Source organism: Parapedobacter deserti (genome assembly GCF_042646065.1).
In the GTDB taxonomy this organism is placed as follows: domain Bacteria; phylum Bacteroidota; class Bacteroidia; order Sphingobacteriales; family Sphingobacteriaceae; genus Parapedobacter; species Parapedobacter deserti.
Window position 1 is genome coordinate 180,227 of the sequence record NZ_JBHRTA010000009.1, and the last position, 20,720, is coordinate 200,946.

General features: G+C 49.5%; 16 protein-coding genes. 12 read left to right on the forward strand and 4 right to left on the reverse strand.

What is annotated here, in order from left to right; genetic code table 11:
* Positions 1-24: 24 nt before the first annotated feature.
* The 11 genes from ACFOET_RS04235 (at position 25) to ACFOET_RS04285 (ending at position 14,956) form a co-directional block, all read left to right on the forward strand.
* Positions 25-717, forward strand: coding sequence for a helix-turn-helix transcriptional regulator (locus ACFOET_RS04235; protein ID WP_379019902.1), 693 nt, complete (start codon positions 25-27; stop codon positions 715-717).
* 125 nt (positions 718-842) lie between these two features.
* Positions 843-3,857, forward strand: a complete 3,015-nt coding sequence (locus ACFOET_RS04240) for a glycosyltransferase family 117 protein (RefSeq protein WP_379019904.1) — start codon at positions 843-845, stop codon at positions 3,855-3,857.
* 245 nt (positions 3,858-4,102) lie between these two features.
* The gene (pyrR, locus tag ACFOET_RS04245; RefSeq protein WP_379019906.1) at positions 4,103-4,645 is read left to right on the forward strand and encodes a bifunctional pyr operon transcriptional regulator/uracil phosphoribosyltransferase PyrR; all 543 of its coding nucleotides are present in this window, start codon (positions 4,103-4,105) and stop codon (positions 4,643-4,645) included.
* Positions 4,646-4,649: 4 nt separating this feature from the next.
* The gene (locus ACFOET_RS04250; protein WP_379019908.1) at positions 4,650-5,588 is read left to right on the forward strand and encodes an aspartate carbamoyltransferase catalytic subunit; all 939 of its coding nucleotides are present in this window, start codon (positions 4,650-4,652) and stop codon (positions 5,586-5,588) included.
* A gap of 150 nt (positions 5,589-5,738) precedes the next feature.
* Complete coding sequence (locus tag ACFOET_RS04255; RefSeq protein ID WP_379019910.1) at positions 5,739-8,768, forward strand: tetratricopeptide repeat protein; 3,030 nt, start codon at positions 5,739-5,741, stop codon at positions 8,766-8,768.
* Positions 8,769-8,777: 9 nt separating this feature from the next.
* Positions 8,778-10,493 carry a hypothetical protein gene (locus tag ACFOET_RS04260; protein WP_379019912.1) on the forward strand — a complete coding sequence of 572 codons (1,716 nt, stop codon included), beginning with the start codon at positions 8,778-8,780 and terminating at the stop codon, positions 10,491-10,493.
* Positions 10,494-10,537: 44 nt separating this feature from the next.
* Positions 10,538-11,578 carry an SPOR domain-containing protein gene (locus ACFOET_RS04265; protein ID WP_379019914.1) on the forward strand — a complete coding sequence of 347 codons (1,041 nt, stop codon included), beginning with the start codon at positions 10,538-10,540 and terminating at the stop codon, positions 11,576-11,578.
* A gap of 60 nt (positions 11,579-11,638) precedes the next feature.
* Positions 11,639-12,337 (forward strand): MotA/TolQ/ExbB proton channel family protein, encoded by a 699-nt coding sequence (locus tag ACFOET_RS04270; RefSeq protein ID WP_379019916.1) that lies wholly within the window; start codon positions 11,639-11,641, stop codon positions 12,335-12,337.
* 11 nt (positions 12,338-12,348) lie between these two features.
* Positions 12,349-12,756: an ExbD/TolR family protein gene (locus ACFOET_RS04275; RefSeq protein WP_379019918.1), complete on the forward strand. Its 408-nt coding sequence runs from the start codon at positions 12,349-12,351 to the stop codon at positions 12,754-12,756.
* Between the two features lie 71 nt (positions 12,757-12,827).
* The gene (locus ACFOET_RS04280) at positions 12,828-13,649 is read left to right on the forward strand and encodes an energy transducer TonB (RefSeq protein ID WP_379019920.1); all 822 of its coding nucleotides are present in this window, start codon (positions 12,828-12,830) and stop codon (positions 13,647-13,649) included.
* A gap of 44 nt (positions 13,650-13,693) precedes the next feature.
* Positions 13,694-14,956: a bifunctional folylpolyglutamate synthase/dihydrofolate synthase gene (locus tag ACFOET_RS04285; RefSeq protein WP_379019922.1), complete on the forward strand. Its 1,263-nt coding sequence runs from the start codon at positions 13,694-13,696 to the stop codon at positions 14,954-14,956.
* Positions 14,957-14,966: 10 nt separating this feature from the next.
* Here ACFOET_RS04285 and ACFOET_RS04290 read toward each other — a convergent pair whose 3' ends face one another.
* From ACFOET_RS04290 to ACFOET_RS04305, 4 genes are all read right to left on the reverse strand, one after another.
* Positions 14,967-15,983, reverse strand: a complete 1,017-nt coding sequence (locus tag ACFOET_RS04290) for an asparaginase (RefSeq protein ID WP_379019924.1) — start codon at positions 15,981-15,983, stop codon at positions 14,967-14,969.
* A complete protein-coding gene (locus ACFOET_RS04295) occupies positions 15,980-16,750 on the reverse strand; it encodes a TatD family hydrolase (RefSeq protein WP_379019926.1) in 771 nt (256 codons plus the stop codon). Before ACFOET_RS04295 ends, ACFOET_RS04290 begins: the two co-directional genes overlap by 4 nt.
* A 77-nt stretch (positions 16,751-16,827) precedes the next feature.
* Positions 16,828-17,796 carry an FKBP-type peptidyl-prolyl cis-trans isomerase gene (locus tag ACFOET_RS04300; protein WP_379019928.1) on the reverse strand — a complete coding sequence of 323 codons (969 nt, stop codon included), beginning with the start codon at positions 17,794-17,796 and terminating at the stop codon, positions 16,828-16,830.
* 19 nt (positions 17,797-17,815) lie between these two features.
* Positions 17,816-18,826, reverse strand: a complete 1,011-nt coding sequence (locus ACFOET_RS04305; protein WP_379019930.1) for a DHH family phosphoesterase — start codon at positions 18,824-18,826, stop codon at positions 17,816-17,818.
* 150 nt (positions 18,827-18,976) lie between these two features.
* Here ACFOET_RS04305 and ACFOET_RS04310 point away from each other — a divergent pair, with 150 nt between their 5' ends.
* A complete protein-coding gene (locus tag ACFOET_RS04310; protein WP_379019932.1) occupies positions 18,977-20,692 on the forward strand; it encodes an IlvD/Edd family dehydratase in 1,716 nt (571 codons plus the stop codon).
* Positions 20,693-20,720: the final 28 nt, after the last annotated feature.

Consider the following 20,720-nt stretch of genomic DNA (forward strand, 5'->3'; position numbering starts at 1 on the left):
GGAGCTTGACGCGGGTGGACACCAATGAACAGAATAGATCGGTTATTTGGAATCCTTACCTTGCTGCAGTCACGGCGGTACGTGACAGGCGATCAGATTGCTGATAAATTTGCGATCAGCATCCGTACCGTTTATCGCGACCTCAAGGCACTGAATGAGCAGGGGATACCCGTGGCCTTTGAACCGAACAAAGGATATTTTGTGGTCGAAGGCTATTTTCTTCGCCCGGTGTCGTTCAGTTTGGAAGAAGCTAATGCCCTGCTGCTCGTGGAAAACCTGCTTTCCGGTTTTGCAGACAAGTCTATTCAGAAGCATTATTCCAACGCATTGAGCAAAATAAAAGCCGTTATGCGTAGCTCTCAAAAAGATAAATTGGAGTACCTGACCAACAATACACGTATTCAACTCCCCAAAGACCTGAAACGGCATGACTATGAGCACCTTTCTGTATTGCAGGAAGCCATCATATCAAAGACGATACTGGATATTCACTATTGCAAAATGGACGGCGAGGAGAGTAGCAGGCGCATAGAACCCGTCGGCCTGATATTTTATGCGCTAAGCTGGCATGTCATAGGCTGGTGCCACCTCCGTAAAAGCTACCGCGATTTCAGGGTATCGCGGATCGTGCGCTTGAGCAATACCGGGCTGCCTTTTGAGCGTACAAACCATCCGCCTATATCCGAATTCATGGAGCAATTGCCCGTCGATTATTGATCTTCCCCTCAAACCGGCGTAAAGCCCTGTTAAAAAACGTTAAATCCGGCCCTTGATAAATCTACCAAACGGTTTATCGTTTAACTTTAGGCAATTTAATGACGTTCCTCAATAACCGGAAGATCATGAACGACCAAAAAATAAACAACCTGATTGGCTGGGTTTGCGCAACGATTGCCACACTTACTTATGCGATGACGATGGAACCGACCACCAGCTGGTGGGATCCGGGGGAATTCATTGCGGCTGCCTATCGCATGCAGATCGTGCACCAGCCGGGCGCGCCGTTGTTTCTCATGCTGCAGAACGTGTTTTCCAATTTGGCTTTCGGCAATCCAGAGCGGATCGCTTATTGGATGAACTTTGGATCCGCCGTATCGAGCGGCCTGACCATTCTGTTTTTGTTCTGGACGATCACGGCCCTGGTCCGAAAGATTGTTTACAAAGCCGGGGATATGCCGACGCCGTGGCAGACATTGCAGGTTATGGGGGCGGGAGTGGTCGGCGCGTTGGCATATGCTTATTCAGATACGTTTTGGTTCTCTGCGGTGGAATCCGAGGTGTACGCGATGTCTTCGTTATGCACCGCGGTTGTTTTCTGGGCGATTCTCAAATGGGACGCCCGGGCCGATCAGCCCGGGGCTGACCGTTGGCTGGTATTTATTGCATATATCATGGGGCTGTCCATCGGAGTGCATTTGCTCAATCTGCTCACCATCCCTGCGCTGGCGTTGGTAGTTTACTTCCGCCGCGCATCCTGCGTGACGGCGGCCGGACTGACTAAAACATTGTTAATCGGATGTGCAATCTTAGCCGTCATTCTTTGGGGTGTCATTCAGTACCTCGTCAAAACGGCCGCTTATATCGATTTATTTTTCGTCAATTCCTTGGGCCTGGGGTTCGGTTCGGGCGCAATGGTGTTTGCCTTGTTGCTTGTAAGCACCTTGGTATATGGGGTTTGGTTTTCAACCCGGCGTGCGAAACCCATACTCAATCTGGTGCTGGTCTGTCTCAGCTTCGTTATTTTTGGCTACGGCTCGTTTGCTATGGTGCTCATCCGTGCGGCGGCTAACCCCTCGTTGAATAACAGCCATCCGGAAGATGCTTTTTCGTTTCTCTGGTATTTGAACCGTGGGCAGTTCGGCAGCGAGCCGTTGCTGCGCGGCCCGTATTTTGATTCAAAGATTGTAGACGTCCAATACGGCAGCCCTAATTACCGCAAAGGACATGATAGGTATGAACAGGCTGGGCGTGGTTTTGACTACTCTTTTGACCGAACGACGCTTTTTCCGCGGATTTACAGCAACCGTGACAACCATGAGCTGGGTTATCGGGTGTGGCTGGGACTCGGACAAAACGAACGGCCTACGTTTAAAGATAACCTTAAGTTTCTGAATATCTATCAGCTCAACCATATGTATTGGCGGTATTTTATGTGGAATTTCGCCGGAAGGCAAAATGACCGGGAAGCCCGGTTCGCGAATTATACGGACGGGAACTGGATCAGCGGCATCAAACCGATCGACCAATGGCGGCTTGGTGGGCAGGACCGCTTGCCAGCGGCGGAGCGCTCAAGCGCTTCCCGCAATACCTTTTATTTTTTGCCATTGCTGCTTGGTATCATTGGCATGGTGTGGCACCTGCGCCGACGCCGCCGCGACGCACTGGTGGTCGCCTTGCTTTTCTTTTTTACCGGTGTGGCTATCGTGCTGTACCTCAACCAATCTCCTTTGCAACCGCGTGAGCGGGATTATGCCTATGCCGGTTCGTTCTATGCTTTTGCCATATGGATCGGCCTGGGCGTGGCAGGGATGACCGGATTCTTGCAACGGCGATTGCAACAGCGGGTAGCTGTGCCAATAGCAGTAATTTCGGCACTGTTTATGGCTCCCGCGTTGATGGGCACGCAGGGGTGGGACGATCACGATCGTTCACAACGGTACATGGCGAGGGATATGGCGCGCAATTACCTGGAATCCTGCGCGCCGAACGCTATCCTTTTTACTTATGTCGACAATGAAACGTTCCCGCTTTGGTACCTCCAAGAGGTGGAGGGGGTGCGAACAGATGTGCGCGTGGTGAACCTTAGCCTGCTTGGAATGGACTGGCAGATCCGGCAGATGAAGAAGCCCATAAATACTTCTGCGGCGTTGCCTATCAAGATGGAAGACCACCAATTCGCCAAAGGAACGCGGGATGTACTGCACTACCATGACTATGGCATCCAAGATTCCGTAGAGCTGGAGAAGATATTGGCTTTATTACTGTCCGATAATCCGTCCGACCAGCTCGAATATGCAGATGGTGCTCGCCGCAATTTTCTGCCGACCAAGCGGTTCAAGCTCTCAGTCGATACCGAGCAAGTGTTGAGAAATGGGGTGGTTCCTGAAAAGTGGCATCAGGACATCGTGGATACGATGGAGTGGACGTATACCAGAGATTACCTGACACTTACGCAGTTAGCGGTGATGGATGTCCTCGTTCATAATCAGTGGGAGCGTCCAATTTACTTTGCTGCTTCGGTGCCGGCCACCGAGCGTTTCGGGCTTGAGGCGTATTTGGTGTCTGAAGGGTATACATTGCGGCTAATGCCCCTGAAAGCGCACATAAAGGGAACAGATGGCAGGCGGTTAGTAAATACCGATGCCACTTACGGAAACATTTTAGAAAAATATACATGGGGAAACATGAATGGCGTCAAACACCTCGATCCGACATCGATCGGTATGATCGGAGAGACGATGAAAGTGTTTTCCGACACAGCGGAAATGCTGATTGCCGAAAACCGCAGAGATGCTGCTAAGGATGTGCTTAATAAGGCTTTGCAGGTGCTGCCTGTAGAAATACATCAGGTAGATCTCGCCGCACGGTATCCGGTGTTAACCCGGCAGCTTTACGAGGTAGGGGAGACACACACAGCTAGTGCGCTGGTAGAGCGCAATATTGTGTTCCTGGACGAACAATTGGCTTACCATGCGGCCATCGCGGAAACCAAGGCCCAAGTGGATGGATTGGCCATCCGCGACAGCATTTTAGCCCTGCAGGAGTTTGCAAATGCCGCTGAAATCGGTGGACAGCTAAAGCTGCGGGATCGCGCGCTGACGGTTTTTGACCGTTACCGCAGTATTTTCTTTGGCTAGTGAACAATGCACTGATTCTTCTTACAGGGAGCGACTTTTGAAGCATTTCATTTGAGCTGGGTGAGCGTCGATTTTATGGATAAGTTCAGAGCGATGAAGATTACAAACCTGTTGTTTCAAAGATAGATGTGAGGCGCTTTGGATTGGCTACCATCGTTGAAAAATATCGGCGCAGGCGCGATATAAGTCAAAAAAATGTAGTAGGTTTGCGCCGTATTCCGTGCTATGTTGAAAGTTAGTTTCGAATGAAACAATCGATATTATTAGAAGGTCAGAAATTTCAGATTACCATCCAACGGCTTTGCCATCAACTGATTGAAAACCACGCTGATTTCGCTGATTCCGTTATCATCGGTATCCAGCCCCGGGGCATCTACTTGGGAAGAAGGGTCGTCGAAGAACTGAAGCTGATACAGCCTGAGGCTTCAGTTGCGTACGGCGAGTTGGATATCACATTCTTCCGTGATGATTTCAGGCGGAAAGACAGCGGTTTGCTTGTTCCTAGCAGCACCCACATGGATTTTATTGTGGAGGGCAAAAAAGTCATCTTTATGGACGATGTGCTGTGGACCGGAAGGACGATCCGCGCAGCGATGGATGCTTTGCAGGCGTTTGGGCGCCCAGCGAAAATAGAATTGTTAGTGCTGGTAGACCGTCGTTTTTCAAGGCAGTTGCCTATTGAGCCCGATTATATTGGAATTCAAGTAGATTCGATTGATTCGCAACGGGTCATCGTGAACTGGAATGAAGTAGATAAGCGCGACAGCATCACATTATTGACCGAATAAACTAATGGCAGCATCAGTAAGACAAATCAGTACACGTCACTTATTGGGCATTAAGGACCTGACAGCGGATGATATCGGACTAATTTTCGAAACGGCTGATAATTTCAAAGACGTGCTCAACCGCCCGATTAAGAAGGTTCCTTCCCTGCGGGACATCACCATCGCTAACGTGTTTTTCGAAAATTCCACACGTACACGGCTGTCTTTTGAATTGGCTGAAAAAAGGCTTTCAGCTGATACCATCAATTTTGCTGCATCTTCGTCTTCAGTAAGTAAGGGAGAAACCCTTATCGATACGGTTAATAACATCTTGGCCATGAAGGTCGACATGGTTGTTATGCGGCACCCCTATCCAGGGGCGGGAGTATTTTTGAGCAAACATGTTGATGCGCAGCTGGTCAACGCCGGAGACGGCGCCCATGAACACCCTACCCAGGCATTATTGGACGCGTTTTCCATACGGGAGCGTTATGGTGATGTGTCCGGTAAGAAAGTAGCTATCATCGGCGACATTCTGCACTCCCGGGTAGCGCTGTCCAATATCCTTTGCCTTCGTAAGCTTGGAGCTGAGGTAATGGTATGCGGCCCCACTACGCTGCTGCCTAAATACATCGGTTCCCTCGGCGTCCGCGTGGAATACAACCTCATCAATGCGCTCAAATGGTGCGATGTTGCGAACATGTTGCGCATTCAGTTGGAACGCCAGGATATTGCCTATTTCCCATCGCTACGTGAATACTCGATGCTTTATGGCCTGAATCGGCAACTGCTCGATTCGCTTGACAAGGAAATTACCATTATGCATCCGGGCCCCATAAACCGAGGGGTGGAGATCACGAGTGACGTAGCCGACAGCCATCATTCGATAATCCTTGATCAGGTGGAAAACGGCGTGGCTATCCGCATGGCGGTGTTGTATCTGCTGGCAGGCAAGCGTGGATAGCAGGCAGCTGATTTATGTTATCAACATTTGTGGACAACTTTTGAGGAAAACTCTGGCGTTTCCCGCTAAATTAGCGCGTCAATTGGGTAACATGTTTTTTGTGGTCCCAACTTTGCGTAGATTGAAGAAAAAAATAGATAATTTGACGGCATGTTTAATCGGATTTATCAGTTAGGTGTTGCATTTAGTTTGCTGGCGGTCCCCGCGGTCGCCCAACAGAGTGCGTGGCAAGAGGTCAATCAGGCGTATAAAACCGGCATGGAATTGTTTGAGAAAGGGAAGTATGCCGCAGCTGCCAAGCTTTTTGACAAGGTGGAAGATGTACGGGTAAATTCAACCCTGCAGCAGGACGAACATGTAGAGCTGTCGCTGTTGAAAGAGAACGCCAGGTTTTACCAGGCAATCTGTGCCCTTGAATTGGAGGAGTCCGATGCAGAAAGTCAGTTTTTACGCTATATTAAAGATTATCCGGCCAGCGCCAACGCAAAAGCTGCTTATTTTCAGGTCGGGCGCTCGTATTTCGCAAAAAAGGACTATGAACGGACGCTGGAATGGTTCAATCGATTGGATAGCCGCAATTTAGCCGGCCGGGAAAATAAAGAATTCCGCTATAAGCAAGCTTATTCCTTTTTCATGACCGGTGATAACGCTTCGGCCAAACCGCTTTTCGAACAGCTGAAGGACGAAAATGGAACTTATCAGGAAGCGTCGATTTACTACTTTGCCTACTTAAGCTATTCAGATCGGGAATTCAAGTCCGCTTTGGCCGAATTTGAAAAGCTGAAAGGGTCGAAGACCTACGAAGCCACCTATCCCTATTACCTCACAGCATTATATTACCTGGATAATCGGTACGATGACGTACTGGAATATGCACTGCCCATACTGGAAAACACCAAACAAGTTCATGAGACTGACATGTTCCGTATCGTGGCGGCCACGTATTTCGCGAAGAATGATTTTGAGCGGGCAAAGACGTATTACGATAAGTTTCAAGCCGGAGACCAGGGCAAAACCCAAAATAATCAGGATAGCTACCAGATCGGATATATTGCTTATAAAAATGGCGATTATGAAACTGCCATTGCCGAATTGCAGAAGTTGGAGGAGCCTGATGCATATTACCAAAGTGCGATGATCGCGTTGGGTGACGCATTTTTAAAAACCGGCGATAAGCAAAGTGCGCGTAATGCATTTTTCCGGGCGTCTAAGCTGGATTATGATCCGGCAATGAAAGAGGAAGGACTATTCAACTACGCCAAATTGTCGTATGAACTTGAATTCCATCAGGTCGCGCTGGACGCTGCTAAAGAATATTTGGATACCTATCCGAATAGCAGGCGGATGGAGGAAGCACAAACGCTATACGCGGAGACATTGCTGGGAACAAATAACTACAGAGCCGCAGTGGATATTTTGGAATCGATCAAAAATCGCGGTCCCGAGGCAGATGCCGCTTATCAAAAGGTGACGTATTATCGGGGGCTCGAGTTTTATAACGAACGTGCATTTGAAAATGCAATTTCTTTGTTTATGCGATCCGAAAAATATCCAATAGCGCCCGAGATTGCTGCCTTAGCTACGTATTGGAAAGCTGAAGCGATGTATGAAGTACGAAAATTCGGAGAAGCCGTGCAGAATTTTTCACGCTTTCTCCGCATGCCAGCTGCCAGAAATACCGATGTGTATAGCTATGCAAATTATGCATTAGCGTATGCGGCCTTCCGCAACAGCAGCTTTAACACTGCTGCCAATTACTTCGAACGTTTCCTGTCGACCGGCGGCAGTTCCATCGAACCTAATGTCCGCAATGATGCCATTGCCCGCTTGGCGGATTCGTATTTTTCGATGCGTAATTATGGCAGAGCCATGCAGTATTACGACCGCCTGATCAACAGCGGGGCGCCAAGCCAGGACTATGCGCTGTTTCAGCGCGGCATTATCCAGGGATTGCAGGGTAACAACGAAGCGAAGCTTGCCACGTTGCGCTCGGTTGTTGAGCAGTTTCCGAACTCTAACTACGCGGACGACGTTGCATTTGAGATCCCATACACCTATTTTACAATGGGCGATTACGATACGGCCATTGAAGGACTGCAACGGATGATTGAACGTTATCCGCGAAGCAGTTACGCGCCTAGAGCATTGATGACCATTGGTCTTGTCCAGTATAACAAGGATGACACGCAAACAGCCATGGCTACGTTCCGTAAAGTTGTCGAGGAACATGCCACAACAGACGAGGCCCGTCAGGCGCTCCGTTCCATTGAAAACATTTACCTCGATAGGGGCGATGCATCCGGCTATATCAACTATGCTACAAGCGTGAATATCGGCGACCTTTCCAAGGCCGAACAGGACAACCTTGCCTTCCAGGCTGCTCATACGCTGTTTGCAAGGGGCGAGTATCAAGCCGCGGTGGAAGCCATCAACGCTTATTTCGACAAGTTCCCCAAGCCTATTCAGGAAAAACATGCGCGGTATATCCGGGGGGTTAGCCTTTACCGGACGGGTCATCCAAAAGAGGCACTGCACGATCTTAACATCATCCTCAATGACTGGACCAGCCAATATACGGAAAATACGCTGCTTACTGTGTCTGAACTTTATCTGGGACTTAAGCAATACAACGAAGCCATCGTACATCTCAAAAAGCTCGAGCTGACTTCTGAGTATAAAGCTAATTATGGTTATGCGGTAAATAACCTGATGATATGCTACTACGAGATCGGCGATATGGAGCAGGTGATTAAATACGCCAAGCTTATCAAGGAATACGATCGCTCGTCGGAAGAGGATGTTGCCAAAGCGCACTTATATACTGCACGTGCTATGCTTCGCCGGGGAGAGACTGCACCCGCCATGAAGGAGCTGAACCTTGCCGCGTTGAAAAGCCAGACCGTCGTGGCCGCCGAGGCCCGGTACCGGATCGGGCAATTGCAGTACGAGGCGAAGGAATATGACCAAGCCATCGAATCGGCGTTTGAAGTCATCAACAACATGGCTTCGCATGACTACTGGGTGGCTAAGAGTTTTATCCTACTTGCTGATGCGTATGCAGAAAAAGGGGATGATTTCCAGGCTAAAAGCACGCTGGAAAGTGTGATCGAAAATTATGAAGGGGATGACGATGTAATCCCTTCTGCAAAAGAACGTTTACAGAAGTTGAACAATAAGTAACTGGAGTTTATGCGATACGGATATTTGCTTACTGGGGTTTTATCGGGCATGATGGTCGCTGTGCACGCACAGGAAGAGCGGAGGGATGAGCGGCCCACCACGATCGATTCCATCGACGTGGTGCGCGATTATCGGCCGATATTGGCCGATGCCGTGAAGATACGGCGGAGTCCCGATATGAGCAACAAAAGACAATACCATCCCAAATTCAACTACAATATCCTCGATAAAAAACTGGACATCAATACCGGGACAAAGCAATTGACTATTCAGGAGATGCCGTTTGCCCGTACGCAGACACTCACCAACAATTATGCAAAGATCGGAGCAGGAAACCTGGGTACGTTGCTGGGGGAAGTGTATTTGAGTTCGGATTATTGGATCGATACACGCTTGGGTGGCTATGTGAAACACCTGAACCAGCAAGGGACACTTGACGAGCAGCGTTTTTCGTCTCAGCAAATCGGGATTTTCGGCCGCACGATACTCGGTCCAATAACGTTGGACGGTGAAGTAGGGTATAGCCGGTATGGCACACGGTTTTACGGCATGGTCAATGATATTGATGGCACCAGCTTAAATTTCGATCGGTCCAGACAAGCGTTCAACGACATTTATTTCACCGGAGAGCTGGTCAGCAACTACGATGAACAGGCAACCGATGCCTTTAGCTATTCGCTGAAAGCAGATGCTTACGCTTATAGCAATGCGTATGAAACGCGGGAAAACTCATTTGCGCTGGCCGGTTATTTAAACAAGCAGGTGGGTGTGTTCAATATTGGCGCCAATGTTTCAGGCGACTTCACCGGAGTGAGCGACGCTTCCTATCGTTTGAGCAATAATATTGCAAAGGTCAACCCTTACATCCGGTTTCAGGGAGCAAATTATAACATTACACTCGGTGCCAATTTCGTCGCCGAATTCGGCGATTCGGCACGGACCAATATTTTTCCTTCTGCGGAAATCGATTTCGCACTGGTTCCACAGTTCGCCCACATCTTTGGCGGGATAACCGGCGACGTGAACAAAACCTCGCTTAAGGAGCTGACAAGGGAAAATCCTTGGCTAGCGGCATTGGGAGAAAGTAATTACATCCGCAACTCGGTCGACCGTATGCATGTCTTTGGTGGAATCAAGGGAAATGCCGGTGCAACTTTTGGATATAAGGTTAAGGCATTTTATCGGCGCATAGAAAGCATGCCTTTTTATGCGGTCACGCCTGGCTCCCCTTACACCTTTAACGTCATCTATGAGGACGGTGAAAATGCGAGTACCATTATTGGACTTGAAGGCGAGATCAATGTCCGGGTATCGGAAGTGGTGACACTCGGAGGAAAGGTAAACTTCAATGAGTTTGACCTCCAACGGGAGGAGGAAGCGTGGTATACCCCCAAGATGCGGTTGTCAGCCAACGCCCGTTTCAATATCAGCGACAAGTTATACATCGACGGCGAACTGTTGTTCCAGGGACAGACGTATGGGCTGATACAGGACGCGAACGTTAATCTCTCCGGTTACTCTATTACTGAAATAGGAGATACGGGGATGCGTAAAGCCACCGTGCCGTCCTTTGCTGACCTAAGCGCTGGAGCGGAATACCGTGCCACCGACCGAATCGGAGTATATGTAAGACTGAACAACATGTTAGGCGCCAACTACGAACGTTATTTGTTCTATCCCAGATTGGGGTTGAATGTTATCGGCGGAGTCAATTTCTCATTTTAAGGTATTAAATTTGCTGCATGGGCAGCGACGCACGGGATAGAAAGATGTCGAATATGAACCTGGGTTTGTGTATAGCAAATTTATTGAAGCGATATCCGGCGGTTGAGGTGCCGGGCATCGGTGTTTTCAAGGTCACCCGCATTCCGGCATGCTATGATGAAGATCAGAAGGTTTATCTCCCACCGGCGAGCTATGTTGAGCTGACCGGAGAAGAATCCGGTGTTTTTCCGATCACCACGTATCTGCAGGCTCAGGCAGGGGTAGATGAGCCGACGGCCGAGCAAATGCTGGAAACAGCGCTGGTGGAAATTATGGAGGCCATCAGCCGTAATGGTCGAGCGGTATTGGATGGCTTGGGTTATCTGCTGGCTGATGGCGCGTCATTCATATTCAGGCCGTTCGAGATAGAAGGCTTAGAAAGGAAACCTGCGAAGGCTCGGCTTTTTGGTAGAAAAGGAGATGCCGCTCCACCCATGGTGGTCGAGGATGCGCAGGACGCTACGGCGGACACCAGAGGCGATGAGGTAGACGAAATGCAATTGGGCCGGCGCCGCCCAATCGGGTGGGTCGCCGCTGCTGTATTATTGGTTTCTCTTTCTGCCTTGGGGATAGCTTGGTATGTTAAGCCGGATTGGTTTGACCGCGCGAAAATCGCCCAATTTTTGGGACAAAAAAAAGAGGTAAAAGACTCATCAGATGGAATGGTGCCGACAGAGCCTGTAAACTCACGCATTGGTACGGTCACCGATTCCATAACAGTGGATACCGTGGCTCAGCAGGTGACCGCAATGGCCGACAGTATCCGGCTGGATAGCATGGCCACTGCGATGGAGCAGCGCAAGCCTTCCGTTACTTATGAGATTATTGTTGGTTCGTTTGCGACGATGGCACAGGCAAAAAAATACGTGACTGAAATGAAAGCTAAGGGGTATGACTTGCAGGCTATAGACAGCAGGATGCCGGGAAACCGGAAGAAGATCAGCTGGGGATCGTTTACAACGGAGGAAGAAGCGTACCGCGAGCTCGCAAGGGTGCAAAAGACCTTTGAGCCGGGCGCATGGATTGCCAAAGTCGAACATGATTAATTAGTATCAATCGAAGGCAGATAAGTAAAACAACAGATAACAGAAATTACATCTTTAATTATGTCATTACAACAAGACACCATTTATCCGCTTGACACGTTGGCAGGGGCGGCACAGCAGACGGTAGAGCTCGCGAACGAAAAAATTAGCCTCATCGGTTTGCTATTCAAGGCTGGGTGGATCATGGTCCCGTTGGCCTTGTTACTCTTTGCAACGCTGGTGATTTTCATCGAGCGGTATCTGACAATAAAGAAAGCTTCAAAATATGACCCTAGTTTGATGTCACATGTCAAGCAAAGTGTACTTTCAGGTAGGCTTGATTCGGCGCTGTCTGTATGCAGGGCAAGCAACAGCCCCCTGGGGCGGATGCTCGAGAAAGGGCTTTTGCGGATAGGCAGACCGATTAAAGACATCGAAGGCGCTATCGAGAATATCGGCAAGCTGGAAGTCGCCCGGCTGGAAAAAAATCTCAATTTAATGAGCATTATATCCACAATCGCACCAATGCTCGGCTTCGTTGGAACCATTTTTGGTGTTATCATCATCTTCCGCGATGTGGAGGCTGCCGGCGGAATTGACATTGCCAGCGTATCGGGTGGATTGTATGTAAAAATGATAGCCTCTGCCGCTGGATTGACCATCGGTATCTTGGCTTTTGCGGGGTATCATGTATTGAACACCATGTTGGAACGGTTGATCCTCCGCATTGAGACGCATGCTATTGAATTTGTAGACTTACTGGATGAACCCGGGTCATAACTTCCGAAGCGATGAACTTAAGAGCTAGACGAAATAAATCGGAAATCAGGGTGTTTACAGACTCCCTAAACGACATTATGTTTTTCCTAATGTTGTTTTTCCTGCTCGCATCTGCCGTTGCTAACCCGCAGGTAGTGAAGTTGCTGCTACCCCGTTCGAGCGCTGGCGAACAATCGGTGGCGAAGAAAACAGTGACCGTGTCTGTGACACAGGATTTGAAATATTACCTCGACAAGCAAGAGGTGCCATATAGCAATTTGCTGGATGCGATACAGGCGTATGTACAGCCGGGTGAGGAGTTGACCATTATGCTGTATGCGGACAGCACAGTGCCGATCCAGAATGTAATTTCGGTGATGGATGTCGCCAATAAATTGAAAATCCGACTAGTGCTGGCCACAGAGCCGCTAAGAGACTAATAAAAATTAGATTGTGGAATTTCGGTGTTCAGATCATCATAAGTGTAACGAACAAAACGCAGTGAGGTACGATGAGTTATTATCATTTACAGGAAGACAATAATTATCCCAAAGCCTTGTGGATATCAAGTGCCGTGATGGGGGGCTTACTGATCTTAAGCTTTTTTATCATGATCGGTTCTGCTTTTCCTGACTTCGGTACGGGGGGCATTATCGTCAATTACGGTACGGCGGAAGTGGGAATGGGTGATGATTACATGACAGTGGATGAGGCGTCGATGGATCCCAACGCGAACAATGTCCGTCCAGACAGGATTGACCCGCAACAGGAGACTCAGCCGATACCTTCGCAGCAAATTACCGAACGCAGTGTTGCGACACAGGACATGGACGACGCTCCAGCGGTGGTAGCCAACGAGACAAAAAAAGCTAACGCCGAAGAAACAACAGTGGAAAAGAAGGAAAGCAAGCCCGCTATCAATCCCAATGCGCTCTACACCGGAAAGCGCAACAACGCACCGGGCCGCGGCGATGGTACGGGCGCTGAAGCCGGAAATCAAGGCAGTGCACAAGGCGATCCGCTTTCAGCGGATTATGGCGAAGGCGGCTCGGGCTTCGGTACTGAAGGGCTTTCTATCGCGAATAGGCGCTGGGTGGTGCCGCCCCGCATCGATGACAATGGTCAACAGGCAGGTGTTGTGGCAGTGGAAGTCCACGTTGCGCGGAACGGCACCGTTTCTTACGCAAGAGCCGGAGTAAAAGGAACCACCCTGCCCGACAGGAGCCTTTGGGAAAAGTGCGAGCAGGCACTGCGCGGGGCACGGCTTAATGAGCTGGAACGCGCCCCTGCGGTGCAGAAAGCGGTGGTACACGTTAGGTTTAGGTTGAAGTAGTGCAATACCAGGAAGCGGTTGATTACCTATACGCGCGTCTGCCCATGTTTACGCGTGACGGTGCTTCCGCGTTTAAAAAAGATCTCACCAATACCCTGCGGCTCTGCAAAGCGCTCGGCGACCCGCACAAACGCTTCAAATCCGTCCATATCGCCGGCACGAATGGCAAAGGATCTACTTCCCATATGCTGGCAGCAATCTTGCAGGCCGCTGGATACAAAACCGGCTTATATACCTCTCCACATTTACTGGATTTCAGGGAACGCATCCGGGTCAACGGCGCTATGATTGCCGAACAGGCCGTTGCTGATTTCGTTAGCCGGCACGAGCAGTTGATTGAACTGGTGCAACCCTCTTTTTTTGAAGTTACTGCGGTGATGTCCTTTGATCATTTTGCAGCGGAAAGGGTAGATATCGCCATTGTTGAGACTGGGCTTGGCGGCAGACTCGATTCGACCAACGTGATTACACCGTCGCTGTCAATTATCACCAATATCGGTTACGACCACACTAATATGCTAGGTAATACCCTTCAGGAAATCGCCATGGAGAAGGCCGGTATCATAAAGCCTGGAGTGCCGGTGGTGATCGGTGAGTGGCAGATGGAAGTAACCGGCATTTTTGAACGCATTGCGACCGAAACCGGAAGTACGATTACTTACGCCTCCCAGCAGCGGCGGGTTGAAATTGTGCGACAGGATGCGGACTACATGCATTTGAAGGCAATTCGTCGCGACGAAATTGCGGCGTCTGCTTTCAGGCTGGATCTGAAAGGGACTTACCAGATGAAAAACCTTGTTACGGTGCTAAGTGCTGTGGATGAGCTGCGCAGCAACGGGTTTGTTATAAACAACGCACATGTAGAACAAGCGCTGATGCAGGTGCAGGGGCTAACCGGATTGATGGGACGTTGGCAGACGTTGTCGACCGGTCCATTGATTATCTGTGATACGGGACATAATACGGACGGCTGGCGCGAAATATTAGCCAATATAGCGGCAACGCCACATCGCGTGCTTCATATGGTCATCGGTGTGATGCGCGATAAAGACTTAGACCGGATGCTGCCGCTGCTGCCAGAAGGGGCACAATATTACTTTTGTGAAGTGGCTATGCCGCGCGCTTTGCCGGCAAGCGAACTGCGGGAAATAGCAGGTCGTTATGGATTAAAAGGCGACTTCTTTCCAGATGTGGCAGCGGCTGTTCAGGCAGCCCGGCAACACGCGTCTATACCGGACCTCATTTTTGTGGGAGGGAGTACGTTTATCGTGGCCGATGCCCTTGCGATACTTGGAACCAAGGCGTAAGCACCGCTCGTTAGTTGGTTAGTTCGCCCCGAATGTTTTGCTCAGCCCAATACGCCACGTCACTTTGTTTCTCAAGTTCTCCTTGGAGGTACATGAGTTTGGTTACCGCCGCCTCAAAAGTCATATCATACCCGCTAAGCACTCCCATTTCCTTTAAATGACGGCTGGTTTCATAGCGCCCCAGCTCAACGCTTCCCACCTTACACTGCGATATGTTAAGGATATTCTTGCCGTCGCGTATAGCATCCCGAAGAAGGTCCAAGAACCACTGATCGGTCGTGGTATTACCCGACCCGAAAGTTTCCATAATCACCGATCGCGCCTCGGATTGGAGAACAGCACGCACTACCTGCGGGCTGATGCCAGGGTAGAGCTTCAGTACAGATACTGAGTTGTCCAGTTTAGTGTGCAGGATGAATTCCTTTTCGCTGTTGTCAAGCAGTGCATCCGTATTGTATTTCAGGTGAACGCCAGCCTCCACCAATACTGGATAATTGGGCGACCGGAATGCTTCGAATTTAGCCGAATTGTATTTGAATGAACGGTTGCCGCGGAAGAGCTTGTTGTCGAAAAATATGCATACTTCGTGGATGAGCGACTTTCCCCTTTTTTTTGCGGATGCTAACTCAAGCGCTGTAATGAGGTTTTCCCGTGCGTCCGTCCGTACTTCCCCTATGGGTAATTGAGATCCGGATAAAATGACCGGCTTCTGCAGCCCTTCGAGCATAAAACTTAATGCGGATGCCGAAAAAGCCATTGTGTCGGAGCCATGGAGTATCACAAATCCGTCGTAATCTTCGTAATTTTCCTTGATGATGTTAGCCATTTCTATCCATACCGAAGGCTGCATATTGGAAGAATCGATGATAGGGGTAAAGGTATGGACACTCAGTTTATAGTTGAGCCGCGCGAGTTCGGGAATGTTCTTAGCAATCAAATCAAAGTTAAACGGAATAAATGTGCCGTTGTTTTCATCTTTGACCATTCCGATGGTCCCCCCCGTATAGATTACGAAAATTTTGTTCATCTTACTCCAAAAATCCGCTCGGCGTTTTCGGTGGTGGCCGCCGCAACGGTATCTACATCCACACCATGCAAATCTGCAATTTTTTGCGCAATATACAATAGGTAGCTGCTCTCATTCTTTTTGCCCCGGTAGGGCGCTGGGGTAAGGTACGGCGCATCGGTTTCCAGTACGATGTGGTTCAAGTCAAGAGCTGCCGCTACGGTGTCAAGACCCGCATTTTTGTACGTCACAACGCCGCCTATGCCGAGGGATAAGCCGAGATCGATCGCTCGTTTAGCTTGTTCACTGTTTCCGGTAAAGCAATGTAACACGCCGGTAAGCCTGCCGTCCTGCACTTCATCGAGCAGCTGAAAAAGTTCGTCAAACGCGTTGCGGCAATGGATAGAGACGGGTATTCCGAGCGTCTTTGCCCAGCCTGTTTGTATCCGGAAAGCTTCCTGCTGCAACGATAAGGTAGTCTTATCCCAATGTAGATCGATTCCGATTTCACCGATTCCGTAGATATGGTTTTCGGAAATAGCCTCTTCAATGATAGCCAGCTCGTCACGGTAGTCGGCCTTTACATCGCAGGGGTGCAACCCCATCATTGCGTAGCAGTGATCCGGATAGGCGGCTACCGTACCAAATACCTGCGAGATAGACTTGCTATTCACGTTAGGCAAAAGTAGCTTTTGCACCCCATTGGCGAAGCAACGTTGCATTTGGATATCCAATTCCGGTGTGCCATACGCGTAGTAAAGATGAGTATGCGTATCGGTTAATTTCATGTCGCAAGCAGGCATTTTGAAAATTACACGTAGACCTAAAACACGAACGCCCTCCGTACGGAGGGCGTTCCTATATGTTAGTTTCCGGAATTGCCCTGAGCTGTCGTGTCCTGAGCGTCGGGTTTGAGGATATCGATCAGCTCCACATCAAAGACCAATGGAGCAAAAGGAGGGATCACACCCCGTCCGTCGCCGCGTTCGCCGTACCCCAATTGGGATGGAATAATCAACTTGGCTTTGGTGCCTTTGGGTAGCAAAAGCAGACCTTCGTCCCATCCAGGGATAACCTGGCGTACCCCGATAGCGAACTTTGCAGGTTCATACGGGCGCATGGCGTTGTAAATTTTGTTCTTTTCCGCCACTTCTTTGATAGAAGTGTCAAATACGTCGCCGGAAGCGATAAGCGCGCCAGTATAATTTACCTGAACGGTATCACCCGCTTCCGGTTTCTCTCCGCTACCCTCTTCAGTAATGACGTACTGCAGCCCGGAAGCTGTTTTCTTAGGCTCCAGTTTATTCTTTTGAATAAAGTCGTTGATTTTGCCCTCTTCAGAGGCTTTCAGCTTTTCGATCTCACCGTCGAAATAGGTGTTCACTTCCGCATACAATGCGCTATCAGTCAATTCGCCTTTTTTGAAATGCTTGTTTACCTTAATATTAAATATCAGGTGTTTGTCCGCAAAATCCGGTTTCGGCTGCATGGTCTTAGCCGCCATGGTATCCAGGTTAAGCTTGAAAATGGCGCTGTCGCCTTCTCCGAGCATTTTAAACATGGAGTTGTAGTCGCCCGCATACATTCCTGGTATTGTATCAGCTGCAATATTAACGATCTGCGGTAGTCCGATTTTGTACGTACTGGTAAGCAGCGAATCTCGGTCGGTGGTGACCGTCATATTAAGGGACAGTAGGTCACCCGCCTGTGCTTTCGGCTGCCCGTTATCTTTAACGATTTTGTATTGCAACCCCCCTTCGCCTGCTTCGAATTGCTGGCATGCGCTGGTCAGCACCACGGCTGCAAATCCTAAACTAAAAATTGATTTCTTCATCTTTCTCTATGTGATTAATTTATGCTATTAAAAGTGCTTTATACTCCGGTAATATCGATTTAAACTTCTTTACGACGTTTTCCAGCGGTTCGTTGGAATTTCCCCCTGCTGCATTGCGGTGCCCTCCGCCGTTGAAATATTTTTTGCACACCTCGTTGCATGGGAAATCACCGGTAGATCGCAGTGAGAGTTTCACGAGTTCGGTGCGGTCTATGATCAATGCGGCAAGCTTCATGCCACTGATGGCCAGCGCATAGTTCACCAATCCCTCGGTGTCGCCGGTCCCAACCTGAAACCGGACAAGGTCTTGGCGGGAAATGTAAAACAGAGCAGTTCGGTATTCGGCGATCACTTCGAGCCTGTTCAATAAGCAAAAACCAAGAAATTTCAAACGGTTCTCCGTAAAGCTGTTGTAAACCGACTCGTGTATTTCCCAGTTTATAGCCCCAAGCGTAATGAGGTCAGCGGCGATAAGGTGTACGGCGGGAGTAGTGGCCTGGAACCGGAAAGACCCCGTATCCGTCATGATCCCGGTATACAGGCAGCTGGCAATTTCCGCGGTAATGGCCTGGTGATCATCCATGACATTAGTGATAAAGTCATAAACAAGCTGTGCCGAGGCGGCTGCTTGGCTATCCCAGTGGCGGAAGTCATCAAACCCTTCAGGCTCCAGGTGGTGATCAATCATGATTTTGGTTCCGGCTGCTTTTTTTAGCGCATCCTCCATTGCATGAGTGCGGGTCAACCAGTTAAAATCCAGGCAAAAAATCAGGTCTGCCTTGGCAATCAAGGTGTCGTTCGCCGCCTGGTCTGCCGTATATACCAAAACAGCGTCCCGTCCGGGCATCCAATCCAGAAAGAATGGGAAATCCGAAGGCACAATGACGTGTACAGTATGGCCTTTGGCTTTCAGCCAATGGTAGATTGCCAACGATGACCCCAATGCATCCCCGTCAGGTTTATGGTGCGTAGTGACAACTATTTGCTTCGGTTTGGCCAGTTCCTTCTTAAGCGCTTCCGGTGTAAACATTCAACTGCTAAAAGTGTGCAAACCTACTACAAAAAATTCGATTACCGAATTTTTTGGAAGATGAAAACCGAATTTTTTCTTGTAGTCATTCGAAACAGTTAAAAGCACCACAATTTTTTATAGCTTTGGTTGTTAACTAACTATTTCCGAATGTCAACAAGAACATTGAGAAGCCAAGAATGGTTCGGCAGGACAGGCAAAGACGGATTTATTTACCGCGCCTGGATGAAAAACCAGGGTATACCAGATGATGAGTTCCGGGGAAAACCGGTCATCGGTATCTGCAACACCTGGTCCGAGCTTACCCCGTGCAATGCGCATTTCCGGGAGCTGGCCGAGTCAGTCAAACGGGGTGTTCTTGAAGCAGGCGGTTTTCCGCTTGAATTCCCGGTAATGTCACTCGGAGAAACCTTAATGAAGCCTACAGCCATGCTCTTCAGAAACCTGGCAAGCATGGATGTTGAGGAGTCGATCCGTGCTAATCCAGTTGATGGCGTGGTGTTGCTGTGCGGCTGTGATAAGACCACACCGTCTTTGGTAATGGGGGCATGCAGCGTAGACCTGCCGACAATTGTCGTGTCTGGAGGACCGATGCTAACCGGTAAATTCAATGGAAGGAATATTGGCACAAGCGACCTTTGGCGGTTTTCTGAAGATGTACGGACAGGTATCATGACAGAGGAAGCATTGAATTTGGCCGAAATGGGCATGTGCCGGAGCCGGGGTCATTGCGCCGTGATGGGTACGGCTTCTTCCATGGCTTGTATGGTGGAGTCGCTCGGACTTTCGTTGCCGGGCAATGCAGCAATACCCGCAGCGGACGCAAACCGTAAGGTAATTGCACAGCTCTCGGGGCGGCGTATTGTTGAAATGGTCCGTGATGACATCAGGCTGTCATCGATCCTCACACAACAAGCCTTTGAAAATGCCATCCGGGTAAATGCGGCTATTGGTGGGTCAACCAATTTCATAATCCACCTGCTTGCCATTGCCGGGAGAATCGGCGTACAGCTTTCAGTGGATGACTTCGACTCGCTGTCTAAAGATATTCCTTTGGTCGCCAACTTGCAGCCCTCGGGTGAGTACTTTATGGAAGATCTGTATTACGCCGGTGGCTTGCCAGCGGTAATGCATTCGATTAGCTCACGCCTCCATGTAGACTGTGTCACGGCAAACGGAAAAACGGTCGGCGAGAACATTCATGAAAAAATAAGCCTGAATAGGGCGGTGATTGCGGACCTGGACCAACCGTTTAACCCAATTTCGGGGATTGTCGTCCTGAAGGGCAACCTATGTGAGGCAGGTGCGGTACTGAAACCATCGGCTGCCAGTCCCGCATTGATGCGCCATACGGGCAGGGCAGTCGTGTTTGAAGATATCGAAGATTATAAGCGGCGTATAGATGATCCGGATCTGGATGTCGATGAGTCATGCGTATTAGTCTTGAAGAATGTCGGTCCTAAAGGTTATCCCGGTATGCCTGAAGTGGGAAACATGGGCTTGCCGAGGAAACTGCTGGAAAAGGGGATCACCGATATGGTTCGTATCTCCGATGGGCGGATGAGCGGCACAGGATTCGGGACAGTCGTGTTACACGTGTCGCCGGAGGCCGCCGAGGGAGGCGTATTGGGGCTGGTGAAAGATGGGGACGAAATCGAGCTGGACGTTCCCAATCGTAAGTTGCAACTGCTGGTAGACGATGCGGAACTGAACCGGCGGAGGGGGCTGATGACCAGGCAAACCGTGAGTTTCACAAGAGGGTATGTCAAACTATATACGGAACACGTGGAGCAAGCCCACTTGGGTGCAGATTTCGACTTTCTAAAAGGCGGTTCTGGAAGTGCAGTTTCCCGCGATTCGCATTGATAGTTCCAAACACAGATAAGTCTAAACA